Source organism: Acetobacter estunensis (genome assembly GCF_019083805.1).
Taxonomy (GTDB): Bacteria; Pseudomonadota; Alphaproteobacteria; order Acetobacterales; family Acetobacteraceae; genus Acetobacter; species Acetobacter estunensis_A.
The window spans coordinates 1-14540 of sequence record NZ_JAHRDV010000002.1 but is presented as its reverse complement, the minus strand read 5'-3'; the positions used below and the strand labels follow the sequence as shown (position 1 = coordinate 14540).

Annotated in this window: 9 protein-coding genes; 6 read left to right on the top strand and 3 right to left on the bottom strand. The window is 54.7% G+C overall.

The genetic code is table 11. The features are described from left to right. Positions 1-101 precede the first annotated feature (101 nt). Both KUA11_RS02840 and KUA11_RS02835 read left to right on the top strand, forming a co-directional pair. Complete coding sequence (locus KUA11_RS02840; protein WP_217408908.1) at positions 102-1955, top strand: hypothetical protein; 1854 nt, start codon at positions 102-104, stop codon at positions 1953-1955. A 131-nt stretch (positions 1956-2086) separates the two neighbouring features. Further along, positions 2087-3841, top strand: coding sequence for a DEAD/DEAH box helicase (locus KUA11_RS02835; RefSeq protein ID WP_217408907.1), 1755 nt, complete (start codon positions 2087-2089; stop codon positions 3839-3841). 49 nt (positions 3842-3890) lie between these two features. Here KUA11_RS02835 and KUA11_RS02830 read toward each other — a convergent pair whose 3' ends face one another. The 3 genes from KUA11_RS02830 to KUA11_RS02820 all read right to left on the bottom strand — a co-directional run bounded on the left by KUA11_RS02830 (position 3891) and on the right by KUA11_RS02820 (position 8067). Further along, entirely contained in the window at positions 3891-4991 is a 1101-nt protein-coding gene (locus tag KUA11_RS02830) for a flagellin (protein ID WP_217408906.1), read from the bottom strand. Between the two features lie 5 nt (positions 4992-4996). Beyond that, positions 4997-6556: a flagellar hook-associated protein FlgK gene (gene flgK, locus KUA11_RS02825; protein WP_217408905.1), complete on the bottom strand. Its 1560-nt coding sequence runs from the start codon at positions 6554-6556 to the stop codon at positions 4997-4999. A gap of 161 nt (positions 6557-6717) precedes the next feature. After that, positions 6718-8067 carry a flagellar hook protein FlgE gene (locus KUA11_RS02820; RefSeq protein WP_217408904.1) on the bottom strand — a complete coding sequence of 450 codons (1350 nt, stop codon included), beginning with the start codon at positions 8065-8067 and terminating at the stop codon, positions 6718-6720. A 532-nt stretch (positions 8068-8599) separates the two neighbouring features. On the opposite strand from KUA11_RS02820, the gene KUA11_RS02815 reads away from it, so the two are divergent. From KUA11_RS02815 to fliG, 4 genes are all read left to right on the top strand, one after another. Beyond that, complete coding sequence (locus tag KUA11_RS02815) at positions 8600-10648, top strand: hypothetical protein (protein ID WP_217408903.1); 2049 nt, start codon at positions 8600-8602, stop codon at positions 10646-10648. 13 nt (positions 10649-10661) lie between these two features. Beyond that, a complete protein-coding gene (locus tag KUA11_RS02810) occupies positions 10662-11465 on the top strand; it encodes a flagellar hook assembly protein FlgD (RefSeq protein WP_217408902.1) in 804 nt (267 codons plus the stop codon). A gap of 294 nt (positions 11466-11759) precedes the next feature. Next, positions 11760-13424, top strand: coding sequence for a flagellar basal-body MS-ring/collar protein FliF (fliF, locus tag KUA11_RS02805; RefSeq protein WP_217408901.1), 1665 nt, complete (start codon positions 11760-11762; stop codon positions 13422-13424). Between the two features lie 3 nt (positions 13425-13427). Further along, positions 13428-14435, top strand: coding sequence for a flagellar motor switch protein FliG (gene fliG, locus KUA11_RS02800; RefSeq protein ID WP_166317889.1), 1008 nt, complete (start codon positions 13428-13430; stop codon positions 14433-14435). Positions 14436-14540 lie beyond the last annotated feature (105 nt).

Here is a 14540-nt window from a genome sequence, read left to right as displayed (position 1 = left end):
TTCTGCATGACATTCTTGCAGAATTCGATTGCCCCCATTAGGAATTCTAGACATACTTTGTCGCAATCCTTTCGCCCTCGCCCACGGATGTGCCCGCCCCCATGCCCGTTCGCCCGACGTTTCTCCGCCGGACCCGCTGTTCTCATGTCTTCGCTCTGTGCGCAGGCACGATGCTTTTTCCCTTCAGCGCTCTGGCGGATGACCAGAGTGAATCTCTTGAGCTTATGGAAAAGCAGATTGCCCGCATTCAGGAGCAGCAGGCACAGCTGACCCACGCTCTTGTCGGGCTTCAGAAACAACTTATTGCAAAACGGGGGGCATTGGGCAGTTCTTCTCACGGCGCTCTCAGTACGGAAACGCGCCGGAAAATCACAGAAGCAAACCGCGCACGCTCCCCGCTTGCCGAAGACGGAACAACGGAAGGGACGCAGCACGTGATCGTGCCCCGGCATCACGCTGGAGCGGAAACGGAAATCACACCCACCTTCGTCACGGATAACCAGCCAACACGCACAACGGTTATCGCCCACCGCGCGGAAGACATCATCGCCCATACGGCCGACAATAATGTTGGGCCGCATTCACGAGAGACCGTCGGCGCACAGGCCACCGGCGCCGTTGGCGATCGCGGCGTGTTTCATCTCGGCCCCATCATGCTGGCGCTTGGTGGATTCATCGACACAGGTTCCGTGTTGCAGAACCGGCACACTTCAAGCGGCATCTTCAATTACTGGAACGGCATTCCGTACAAGAACGATCCGAATCATCACACCAACAGCTTTGAGGGCAGCGCGCGATACAGCCGTATATCCCTGATGGCGCGAGGCGATATCAATCGGAAGGAAGCCGTTTCGGGCTTCTTCGAAATGGATTTCGGCGCGGGGGCCGCCACGACCGACGCCTATGAAAGCAACAGCTACGCTTTCCGTCTCCGGCAGGCCTACATGGCCTACGACAACAGCGACTACAATTTCCATGTGCTTGCCGGTCAAGCATGGAGTCTACTCACGCCCGGTCGCGCCGGTATCGTGCCACGTCAGGAAAGCCTGCCCGAAACCATCGAATCTTCCATGCTTGCGGGCCAGACCTGGGCACGTCAGTGGCAGGTCCGCATCACGAAGGATTTCTTCAAACATCGGCTGTGGGTGGGTCTGTCCATCGAAAATCCACAGACGCTCTATGACGCGAGTGGCTTTACCAACAACGACGGCACTGTCTCCCTTCCCAATGGACATTATGCCACCATCACTAAAGACGGTACAGGTCTGACCAACGACGCGCCGTTTTCCAACGAAATTGCACCTGACGTGATCGCCAAGGTGGCTTACGACCCCTCATGGGGCCATTACGAAATCGAAGGCATCGCGCATTTCGTTCATGATCGCGTCTCGTGGGTGGGCGGAGGCCACAATTATACCGCTCCCACGGGCGGCGGTGGCGGTTCCATGATTCTGCCCCTCATCCCGCACAAGGTGGAACTCCGCCTTGCCGGGCTGGCAGGCTATGGGATCGGCCGTTACGGCTCGGTCATGCTGCCCGACGCCACGCTCTCCGCTCTTGGCAAACCCAAACCGCTGCTGTCGATACAGGGCACGGCCGGGATCGTCGCGCACCCGGACCCAACACTGGATGTGTACGGATATTTCGGCACGCAATGGGCGGGAAAAGGCGGGTCGGAATATGGTGGGCAGGCTTACGGTTACGGCAACCATCTGTTTTCCAACGCGGGTTGCAACATCGAGATGTCCTCCCTCCCCTGCGCGGGCAATACCCGCAGTGTGATGGAAGCCACGGTTGGTGCATGGTGGCGTTTCTTCAAGGGACGGTTCGGCACGGTGGAAGCCGGCACGCAGTTGGCATGGTCGCAGCGGGAAGCGTGGTCGGGTGAAGGTGGCAAGCCGTCCACCTCCATGAGCCAGATTTTCTTCGATTTCCGCTACCTTCCTTTCCAATAAGCCTTCCTCATCGCGCTCACCCGCATGGCCCATTCAGGTGCCATGCGGGTCTTTTGATGTCAGGACGCTGGCGTTTCCTGCTGTTTCTCTCTATGCCCGGCATTCGACCTCGTTCAGGATCTTCTCTCCCTATGCCCTTTCCGGATACCGTTTCTACCCTTGCCCACGCTCTGGCCGAACGTGGCTATGAGGAGCCGACAGCCGTTCAGGCTGCCGTACTGGCCGACGACGCGCAGGGCCGCGATCTGCTTGTGTCCGCGCGCACCGGTTCTGGAAAGACCGTGGCCTTCGGACTTGCCATGGCCAGCGAACTTCTCGACGAACACGGCAAGGCTCTGCCCACGCAATTGCCGCTGGCCATTGTCATCGCTCCCACGCGCGAGCTGGCGTTGCAGGTCAAGACCGAGCTTTCGTGGCTCTATGCAGGCACAGGCGCGAAAATCGTCTCCTGCGTGGGTGGCATGGAACCTCGTCGGGAAGCACGGGCTCTCTCGATGGGCTGCCATATTGTCGTGGGCACACCGGGACGCCTGTGTGACCACCTTGCGCGCAAGAACCTGAATCTCTCTGGGGTAAAGGTTGCCGTGCTGGATGAGGCGGATGAGATGCTCGACCTCGGTTTCCGCGAGGAACTTGAGACCCTACTCGACGCCACGCCCACCGAACGACGCACTTTTCTTTTCTCAGCCACCATCGCGCGCGAAATCGCGCGACTGGCGAAGCGTTATCAGCGTGACGCGCTACGTATCGATACCATCGGGGACAACGCTCCCCATGCAGATATCGAATATCGTGCCGTCGTCGCTGATCAGAGCGAGATGATCGGCGCGATCATCAATGTTCTGCGTTTTGTGGAAAGCCCCTGCGCAATGGTGTTCTGCCACACACGTGAGGGTGTGCGGCAGATGCAGGGAGCGCTCCTGCAAAACGGTTTTTCTTCTGTAGCGATTTCGGGCGATCTTGGGCAGAACGAGCGCAGTCGCGCTCTGGAGAGCCTGCGCAACGGTCAGGCGCGCGTCTGCGTGGCCACGGATGTTGCCGCGCGTGGCATCGACGTTCCTTCACTTGGGCTCGTGATCCACGCAAGTCTTCCCAGCAATCCCGCCACTTTGCTGCACCGCTCCGGTCGAACGGGCCGGGCCGGACGCAAGGGACTGTGTGTTCTGGTGACGACGCCAGCGCGTCGGCGTCAGGCCGACCGGCTTCTCCATGCCGCCGGTGTAGCGGCAACATGGATGCCCGTGCCGTCACCTGATGCCATTCGGGAAGCTGATGCCGAGCGTCTTCTTGCGGATGAAGCTCTATCCCGTGAGCCCACCGCGGAACAACTCCAACTGGCCGAACGGCTGGTCGCGGAACGCACACCCACACAACTCGCTACGGCCCTTGTTACGTTGTGGCAGAATGGACTGCCAAAGCCTGTCTCTGTGCGGGCGATTGTTCCCGGTGCCCCCTCTCCTCGCCCGCCGCGTGATGCCGCTCGACGTGAACGTCCCATGCGTGAGCGTGCTGAACACAATACGGGCGAAAGCGGCGAGTGGTTCAAGCTGTCCGTCGGGCGTAATGACAAGGCCGATCCCAAGTGGCTCGTGCCCGTCATCTGCCGTCTGGGTGGCGTGACGAAGAAAGATATTGGAGCCATTCGCATCGCCCCAGCTTACACACTGGTTGAGATCGCCTCATCCAAGGCAGCACGTTTTGCTGAATGTGCGTCCGCTGCCGATGCAGATGAAATCACTATCACGCCTACCACCGCGCCAAGCGGAAACGATGCGCCTCCGCCCGCTCGCGGCAAAACACCGGGAAGCGGAAAACCTTGGAAAAGAGGCCCCAAGCCTGCTGCGGACGGTGCACGTTCCTCTCGTCGGAAACCACCACGCAGCTAATAAAAAAGGGGCCATTGGCCCCTTTTTTATTATATATTTTCAGAGCGTATTAAATATAGCTTGCCAGTGTCATGCTCTTAAGATCAGAAATCAAGGTGTAGGACGCTTCCAGCTGATCCTGAACGGCACTTAGTTGGACGGAAACCGTCGCTGCGTCAGCCTCTCGTGCATCGCCAAGCTGCGTGGAGAGCATCGTACTCATGGTTGATAGCAATGTTGACTGGGAGGTGAGCTGTGTCTGCTGAATGCCAAGCGATCCCTCCTCCGCCGACAACGAAGTACTGATGTCGCTGGTAGAACTTTTCAGAGACGTCACCAAATCTGAAAAGCTGGAACTTGACGTGCTCGCATCACCAAGTGACGCAACGATCATTAAGTTACGCATGAGGTCACGAATTGGCGAACCGGTGGACGTATCGCTTGCGCTCATCCCTTCCGTGCTTTGCGTCGCAACCATACCGACATCTACCGTATCTCCATTTCCAACAACGGCTTTCGATGTCAGATTTTTTGCACTATCGGCACTAACCGAGAGTGCCGAAGAAAAGACGGAAAGAGACGCAGAGTCACCGGTACCACTGGCATCGCTGGTGGCCTGCTGAAGCACAGTAGCCGCGTCATCCGACGAGGTGCCCATATTGCTCACCAGCGTGCCGATGCTTTCCGCCAGATCGCTGGATGATAATCCGCTCGTGCCCGTTACCGGCGCTGTGTAGGAATCCGTTCCGGCAAAAACATAATCCGCACCGGACTGCGTATTGAGCAAAGTACCCAATGTATCCAGTGCCGATTTAGCCGACGTCGCGATTGTATCGACCTCATTCTGTCCAAGATTTCCCTGGAGGCTGAGCAGGTTCGTGGAAAGCGTTGTCGCAATAGAGGAAATCTGCGTCAGCGCGGACTGCGTCACCGTGAGAGTGGTCTGAGCCGATGAAATCGACGTCTGCCATGTCGAAATGGCCGTGATCTGCGGACTAAGATCTAGAGCTGCCGTTCGGGAAGAACTATCCAACCCGGCATAGCTGCTTGATTTCATGCCCGAACTGGCTTGCGCCGTCAGATCAGTTTCTTGATCGCTAAGCTTGTCGATGGCTTGATCGAGAACGTATGAAACGCCACTGGCGCCGTAAAGTCCAACAGAGGTACTCATTTTTCTTATACCGCATCCAGAAGGGCTGTGAACATCGACTGCACAGTCGTGACAATCTTCGCATTTGCCTCATAAGCATTCTGCAAAGCGACGATCTTCGACATTTCATTATCAACACTCACGCTCGACACACTCGACACGCTGCTGGTCAGGCTTGTCTGTACCGTCGTGGCTGAAGTCAGGTTGGAAGAGGTATCCGATGCCACCTGAGCTTGGGCGGACGTGAGTGTCGTCGCTAAATTCGCCAGCGTCAGATTGCCGCTATATCCAGTGGAAATATTACCATCAACACCAAGATCGGTAGAGGGCGCTGCCGTTGTATCCGTGAATGCGGTGGACAATATGTTTGTTGCCACCGAGGTCGATCCATCGGGCGCAAGCAGAGACGTGTCGGCTGAAATGGTCGGGCTCACCTCAATGGTGCTCGATAGGCCAACAATACCCGTTGGTGTCTCTGCATTCGTTGTCGATGATGGCACATTTCCATTGGCATCTGTGAACAATGACAGGCCTGCGGTCGAAAATCGGCTGGCCAGTGCATAGGAAAAAGAATCCAACTGAGCCTGCATTTTCGGGTAAACCGTATCACGCAGTTCGATATTCGCTCCTAGACTACCGCCCGTCAGATCTGAGGTGATGTTGGTGTCGGTGCCATTAATATCTAACGTAATTCCAGGTATGTAACTACCGGTCGCCGTCCCTGACGTCGTTGATGTTACCTGCAACTCTTCAGATGAAGTACTTAAAGGCCACGTCGAGGTCGGCTGGTCTGTCTTGATTGCGGTCGTTGAAGACGTATCGCTATCACTGGTCGGATAGGTTGAAAGCGTCTGTCCATCCTGTGTTGGATACGTGGGCAACTGTGTACCATTGGCAGTCTTTACCAGCATGTCACCTTGAGACGTTTCGGTAAATGTCACTGACAGTTGGGACGACAGATCCGACATGGCGCTGGCACGTTGATTTTCCAGATCGGCGGTACTTTGCCCCTGCACTTTGAGCAACATGATCTGCTTCGACAAGACACCAATAGTCGTCAAATCCGTATTGACTGTAGCTACATCAGAAACAATCGAGTCCTGAGCTTGCTGCCTCTGCGTCTGATACGCCGAAGAGAGATCATTGATAGTACTGACCACCGTTCCAGCGTCACTGATAACAGTATTGAGCGCTGTTGAATCATTTGGTGTGGAGACAAGCGATGAAAAAGCATTAGAAAGATTTCCCAGTTCGTCCGACAAGGTCGCCGTTGAACCAGAATCAGAACTCGTCGATCCTTGGAGGGCCGTAATAGACGCTAGGGAGTTGCTCTTTACCGTAAGCGCCTCGACAGTCGCATTCTGCGTATACAGACTGGACTGGAGCGCATCGTTGACCACGCGGGTGGTGAGGCCGATCTTTACGCCGCTTCCCGTCCCAGCACTATCACGCGAATTGAGCTGCGCCGTTTCCTCAACATAGCCCGTGGTGCTGGCATTGGACACGTTCTGTGAAACGACGCCGAGCGCATATTGCGTGCCTTCCAGCCCGCTGGTGGCAATTGAAAGGGCTGCATTCAGATCCATGACCGCGATCTCCGGCGAAACTCCATCCCCTTGGCACATCTGGGTGGAGGGCATCAGCCCCGTGGATTTTCACGGATCGATGCACATATTGTTCTGGACGAGAAAAGGTTCGGCCTTTTGCAAACCTGCTCCCATCAGATGAAAAACGAGTAAAGAAGCTTTTACTGGATCATCGCGATTGTGGCCTGAAGCAGGGAATCCGCTGTCGTGACGACCTTGGTGTTGGCCGTGTAGGCTTCCTGCGTAACAATCAAACTTGACAGGTCGGACGTCAGATCAGTCGTGGAAGATTCCGTCGATGCTGTCTCCAGTGTGCCCGTGCCGTTGTTGCCCACGACACCAACCGTAGCCGAACCGGAATCGGATGTAGCGACATAGGCCTGCCCATCAACCGCCATCAAACCATCGGCATTATTGAACGACGCTAGAGCAATCTTGCCCACCAACTGCGTGTCACCATTGCTGAAGGTCGCCATGATCGACCCATCCGTCTGCATGGTGATGCCTTCATAGGTGGCGGACGTCGCACTGTCGCTGGTAATTGTCGGGGTCGTAGAATTGGCGGCAGATGTCGTAAGACCACTGGAAGAACCGAAATCTCCCAGACTGAGGGCGATACTCTGACCCGCAGGCACGGTCGATGACGAGGACGTACCCGTATAAGACAAGGTGATCGGAAGGGAAACGGCCGAGCCGGAATACCCGTTTCCTACTGCGGCACCCGTCGTGGCATTCGTTACACTCTCCAGATTACCACTGGAATCGAATGTTACTTTGTAAGATGAAGTATCAGAATCGACACTTACCGTCGAATTCGTGGAATCGCCATTCGCCGTACTGTCAGCTCCCGCCACAGAAACATCCCACACAGGATTAGTAGTGGTAGAACTCGAGTCCTGCGTCCAGTCCAACTGGAGTGTATGCTTTTGCCCGGTGGAATCGTACACGGTCTGGGTGGTTGAGTAACCACTATCGGAAAGACCGCCTGACATAGTCAGGGTCGTCGTCTCCGTGGGCCGAAATGCGATATTCGATACATTGATCTGAGTGAGATCGCTGCTGAGCGTGCCGGTTGTCGGGTCGGCCATATAACCATTCAGGTAATAGCCGGACGTATTGACCAAATATCCGTCTTTATCGGTCGAAAAATCACCATTCCGAGTAAAATATTGCTCTGAACTGAAAGAGGTTTTGCCAGAGGTCGCCTGACCAGAAACCTGCGAAACGTCGAAGAAACCATTACCGGAAATGGCCACTGCCAATGAATTGGTACTGGTCGAAATTGTGCCCTGCTTCTGCGTCTGAGACGTAGAAACCGCTCCAACTCCATCGGACACAGCCTGCCCTGTGTAAGAAGACAGTGAGTTCGCGACAAAATCCTGGAAGCTGGTGTCGGTTGCCTTATAGCCCGTCGTCTGGCTGTTGGCGATATTGTTACTGAGGTTGGTAAAAGCCGTGGACTGCGCATTCATGCCTGAATCGGCCGTGTACAGTGCATTGAAAATCGACATGGATCACTCCTGCAGGGTGGCCGCGAAAGCGAGGCCAAAAACTCTGACAGCCTAGAACCATGCATGTTCCGTGCCATATCTCTCCTTCGCGTCAAAAATCTGCGAAAAACCTACTGATCAAGACCTGTATTCACCACATCGTCTCGCGCAAAGTCTTTTTTAGAATGTGAATACCCTCATCGCCTCGGCACATTCTGCCCACCCGGCACTTTCGATCCGGCAAGATAAGCGTCGCGCACCTTATTCCTCTCTTCGAAAACAGGAAAAACGCGACCAGACCCCATGTGGCCCGAAACTTGCATTGTAGTGCTGTGCCTCAAACTGTCTGGAACCCATCATGGTGCCCCTGTCGACATCGAGCCTTGTGACGACCAGCCCTTCATCTTCCACGTCACCATCGACCAAAGCGCCCGGACAGCCGAGTTCCGGGGCTACAGGGCCGCAGTCCACACCAGATACTCTCTCGTCTGGGCTCAGACGCTTCCATGATCTCGTCGCACACAAAACATCTTTGGCATCGAGTGCCACAGATATGAGCTTCAATGTCAGCAGCAGTACCGTTCCTTCCCCAACCACACCCGTTATCAGTGGAGGAGGCGTTCTCTCCACCACATCAACAGCACAGCCTGATGAACTCCTCGATTCAGGAAGTGCTGCAACCGCCGTAATGTCCGGAGCAAGCGTCGTTCCTTTGGCTTCAGCTTCCTCCTTTCCGCAGCCTGTCCTTCCTCATGTGCAGACCACGTCATCTCATTCGCAGACTGCTACCAGTTCAACAAACAATGACGACGCATCATCATCTTCTGTCGTGTCAGGTTCGGGTGACGTGGGACTGCCACAGGATCTGACTCTTCTCGCTCAATTCTTACCGTTCGCGGGAGCCAGTCTGACTGCGACATCCATTTCCAGCGGTGAATCACCAGCCCTCTTCACCGTACAAAGGGGCAGCACGACTGTTACGACTTCTTCTCTGGATACCGGTCTTGCGGAATCCGCCTCCGTTTCTGGAGGCGCGACCGCCACCTTCGACAGCCTTATCAATTCAGGTGCAACACTGACGTCTTCCGTAACGGACGCCTCAATTAGCGCAAACACTACTCCTGAAGGAATGTCTGGCTTTCTGCCCCTCTCTGGCGGTTTTGTAACAGCACTCAATGTGCAGGGCGGAGCTCTGTCACAGACTGCCAACCTTTCCAATGGTGCCGCAATCACGTCCGCCTCGTCCGGCGGTCTCATCAATTTTGATGCAGCGCCGGTAGTTCCTGTGACGACCGCAGCGATTGAGACAAATGCCACACCTAAAGCGACGTCAGATGCCACTCTGCTCGTCGGCGGTTACGTAACGGCACCCAACGTCGGTTCCGCTATGCCTCCTGAGAAAACAGCCTCCATGAAGGATGTTCTTCCTACTGGCATGACGATGACGATCAACGCAGCCACTTCGTCAACGCTGAACACTCCAACGAGCCTGAGCACGTTGCAGGCCCTACAGGATCAGAGCATCACCCCTTCTCTGCCCATAAGTTCTGATACGCAGAGCGCTGAAGAAGCGTCCTCACCGGTCGCCGTCCATTCATCGAACATCGTAGCTTCGGGCACAACCGCCTCCTTATCGCAGCCGCTTGCCGGCGGTAATATTTTCCCAGCCACCCCTGCAAATATTATCGCTCCTTCCGCGACCAGCATCTCGTCAAGCGGCATGACGACGATCTCGGCATCCTCCTTGCCGAGAAGCGCCGCTTCTTTGGAAACCACTGCTGGCAATGTGGACACGTCCACCAAACTTTCACAAGCTTCACGGACTGTTTCGAGCGACGAACTGACAACCCGGACAGAATCTGCTCACACGGTAAAAACGACCGGCGATCAGAGCGAAGAACAAAACGACAATTCCCACTCATCCAGCCATGAGAATGAAACATCTTCCCTCACGACACCTTCTGCGCCCCAGATAACCTCTTCCTCACCCTTTACTTCCTTGCTGGAAGTTCCCACGCCAACCTCAGCGGTCAACACCTCTGCTGAAGTTACATCCCTGTCCCCTGCCGCCAATCTTTCTTCAGCTTCGTCAGATTCCTCAACGGCCTTAAACTTGACGTTGCAAATGGGTGATGATCCAGCCTCGGTACAGGTGACGATTGATCGCAGTGCCGACAACTCTCCGCTTTCCATTCATATCGGCACAAACGCTCTTTCAACTCTCAACGAATTGCAGACGCGCCAGCACGAACTGGTTCAGACGTTGGAAAACGCCGGCATTTCCACCGACGGCTCCCAAATTTCATTCGCTCTGACCGACGCATCGACTGGTGAGTTCTCACACCACACTCCGCAGGCTTCTGTGGAACAGATTATCAACAGCGCTTCAACAAATGACGCATCTTCAGATTTTGCAAACGCTTTCGGCGGATCCTTGTCCAATGACAGCAATAGCAACGGAAACTGGAACGGCACAGCGTCTCAGCCACCACTCGCTTCCACATTTTCCAATGCTTCATCCGATCAGGAAGCCGATATGTCAGTTTCTCTTCCCGTATCCCACACGACTGCCCGCTCAGGCAGCGTCAACATCACAGCCTGAAGGATAACTCTTCATGGTCAGCAGCACCACGTCCACATCCTCCACCACGAGTCTCCTATCCGCCACTGTCACGGCAGCGCGTTCCGCCACGGCCACCAACGTCGCCACCAACACGTCCTCAACGACAAGCGACGATACCGACACGACCGACAGCAACGCCCTCTCTTCTCTGGCGAGCAATTACACCACCTTCCTGACTCTTCTGACGACGCAGCTGAAAAATCAGGATCCAAGCAGCCCTATGAGCAGCGATAGCTTCACCACGGAACTGGCGCAGTTCGCTGGAGTGGAGCAACAGGTTGCGACGAATACGAATCTCAAGACCCTCATTTCTTTGACAGAAGATGGTCAGCAGTCTTCCAACATGTCTCTTGTGGGTAAGACGGCCACAGCCACCACTTCCGAGTTGCCCTTGCAAAACGGCAGCAGTCAGATTTCCTTCACCACAACATCCGCGGAACCCATCGCCATTGCCGTCACAGACAGTAGCGGCAATGTGGTGCAGACAGCCGAATATACCTCTACGGTTGGCACAAATACGTGGACATGGAACGGAACGGACACAAGCGGCAATCAGCTCTCGGATGGCTCCTACAATATTGCCGTGGAAACGGCGGATTCTTCCGGCAACACGTCTGCGGTTCCCTTCCAGGTCACCGGTTCCGTCACCGGTGTCACGCGTGATGGCACGACACTGTATGTCGAAATGGGCGCGTCAAAGATCGATATGTCCGATGTGACATCATTCTCGGACGCCTCATCTTCAAGTTCTTCATCCAGCTCCAGTGCAACCTCATCAGGCTCCACAAGCAGCTAACGCACTTTTCTCGCAGTCCGGGTCATCTTTCACAGATGCCCGGACGTTCCAGTTTCTACGAATACATTTGAAACTCCTTGTTCTTTCAGTGACCTCATCCCTCACGAAAGCTCCCGGATCCGTGATCTTTCCTTCCGGCTCGGCAAAAAGTGCCGAGCGATTAACCGGGAAGTAATCCGCCGCCTCCACTGTCACCAAAGCTGATTGACACGGTAGCGAGACGAGGAACCTGTTGCCTTCATGACCACTTCCCACTCTGTTTTCGCACCCATCTCATTTCTTGGGCGGTAATCCTTGAAAGCTACACTTTCCGGCCTCAAATCTCTGGGGCTTCCGCGACTTATCGCCCTTGGCGCCGTAGGTCTCGGTATTCTGGGCATCCTGGCCACGGTCGCATTTCATGGCGGTCCACGTTCTACTACTCTGCTATATCGCGATCTCGATCTGCGTGAAGCCGCACAAATGGCAGAAGATCTCGAAAAAGCCCATATCACGCACAAGGTCTCTCCACAGGGAGACAGCATTTTCGTGCCGCAGGATCAGGTTGCTTCCGCGCGACTTCTTCTTGCACGTGATGGCCTGCCTTCAGGAGGCTCCGTAGGATACGAAATCTTTGATCATGCAAGTACGCTGACGACCACGCAGTTTGAGCAGCACATTGAAGAGACACGAGCGCTCGAAGGAGAGTTGGAACGCTCGATCCGGTTGATCCACGGCGTTCGCAACGCTCGGGTGCATCTGGTTCTTCCGCACCGGGAAATGTTCTCTACAGAACGTCAGGCTGCACAGGCAAGCGTCCTGCTGACTCTCAATGGCGGTCGCCCAGACAAAGAGAACATTCAGGCCGTTCTCAATCTTGTGTCCGCAGCCGTGCCCGGTCTGCCGGCTGATAACGTCTCCATCATCGACAGCCGAGGAAATGTGCTTGCGCGACCGGGAGAAAAATCCGGCCCTCTCGGCATCACTCAAACCATTGAAGAGCAACGTCAGGCAATGGAAACGCGGCTTGCCCAAGCCGTGGAAACCATGCTCATTCCCACTCTCGGTGCGGATCACGTGCGAGCGGAAGCGTCTGTCTCCATGAACCTCGATCAAGTTCATGAAACACAGGAAAGCTACGATCCCGACCAGCAGGTGCTTCGGTCTCAGCAATCGACAAATGATAAAAGCGTCAATACCGAGGGACAGGGCAGTACGTCCGTCGCAAATAATCTTCCTAATGCCAATGCCGGACAGCCTCGTTCAGGAAGTCAGGATGATCGACGGGAAGAAACGAACAATTATGAAATCGGCAAAAAAGTCCGCACAGTCGTTCAGGAGCAGCCGCGGGTAGGAAAAATCAGTCTCGCTGTGATGGTTGACGGCACCACCCATGATGGCCCCGATGGAAAACCTGTATGGGCTCCTCTCGATCAAACTGAACTCGATCGGATCACCACGCTTGCCAAAACAGCTATCGGGTACGATGAAAAACGTGGTGATACTGTCAACGTAGTTTCAATGCGTTTTGCTTCCGAACCTATGGACAATCCCACGCAGCAACATGGCTGGATGGGCCTCCCGGTAGATCGCGCAGACATTCTCCAGACTATTCGCAGTCTGGCACCGGGTCTTCTCATCTTCCTCGCCCTCATCTTCTTTGTTCGTCCTCTTCTGAAAAAAGATGGAGTTGCCGAAGATACAGCAGAAGAAACAGATGGAAGCCTTATCAGTTCTGAAACTGAACGTCCTATTACGTCGCTGTCCGAAACAACATCTTCGGTCCTTGGGTCGGCCCCCTCAGGCCAGTTGGCACTGGAAGGTCCATCTGAAAATGCAAATGATTTCATGAATCTTTCTGGGATTGAAGGGCGCCTAAAGGCATCGGCCATCCGTCATGTCCGTGACCAGGCCACAAGCAATCCAGAAGAAAGTCTTAACATCATACGCAGTTGGCTCACACCGCAGCACGAGGGATAAAATATGCTCACCAAGACGGATATCTCGGGTGCGCAGAAAGCTGCCATCCTGCTTCTCGCGCTGGGGGAAGAAAGTGGCACCCAACTTTTCTCTATGATGCAGGAGGCAGAAATCCGTGAAGTTTCGGCAGCCATGGCAACAATCGGCATGATTCCGGCCGAAACGGTCGAGAGTGTCTGTAATGAATTTTCGAAATCATTTGCATCGAGCGACACGCTGATTGGGTCTTACGAGAGTACGGAACGGCTTCTGCGTAAGGCACTTCCTCCGGATCGGGCCAATCTCATCATGGAAGAGATACGTGGCCCCGCCGGACGTACGATGTGGGACAAGTTGGGGAATGTTCCCGAGACCGTACTCGCTAATTATCTGCGCAATGAATATCCTCAGACTGTGGCCGTTATTCTCAGTCGTTTGCAGCCTGCTCAAGCAGCCCGGGTTCTCGCATTACTTCCTGAAGATTTCGCCGTGGATGTGATGATGCGAATGCTTCATATGGAAAATGTGCAACGTGATGTCATCGACAGTCTGGAAACGACTCTTCGTTCTGAATTCATCGCAAGCCTGGCCCGTACATCGCAGCGTGACAGTCACGAACTCCTGGCCGAAATTTTTAACAATTTCGACCGTCGTATCGAAGGGCAGTTCATGAATGCACTTGAAAAGCGCAATTTCGAAGATGCCGAGCGAGTGAAAGCTCTCATGTTCACGTTCGAGGACATCCAACGTCTTTCCCCTGAAGTCATTATGCGTGTGATGCGCGACATCAATCGGGAAAAACTGCCACTGGCCCTCAAAGGGGCATCCGAAGAACTGCGCAATCTGTTCCTTTCATCCATGACAGCGCGTGCGGGAAAAATCCTTCAGGATGAGATCACATCACTGGGCCCCGTAAGAATCAAGGACGTAGACGCAGCGCAGGCAGAAATCGTATCCACTATCAAGGAATTAGCCAATCAGGGCGAGATCGACATCAATCCCGGAACAGATAGCAACGAGCTACTTCCGTGACGGAAATGGATATCGTCCCCGGAATGAATATGACGGGGATTCTTTTCGCAGAGGATTTCGATGCGCTACCTGATGAACCACCTCCGGTGGAAGAAATAACAGAAG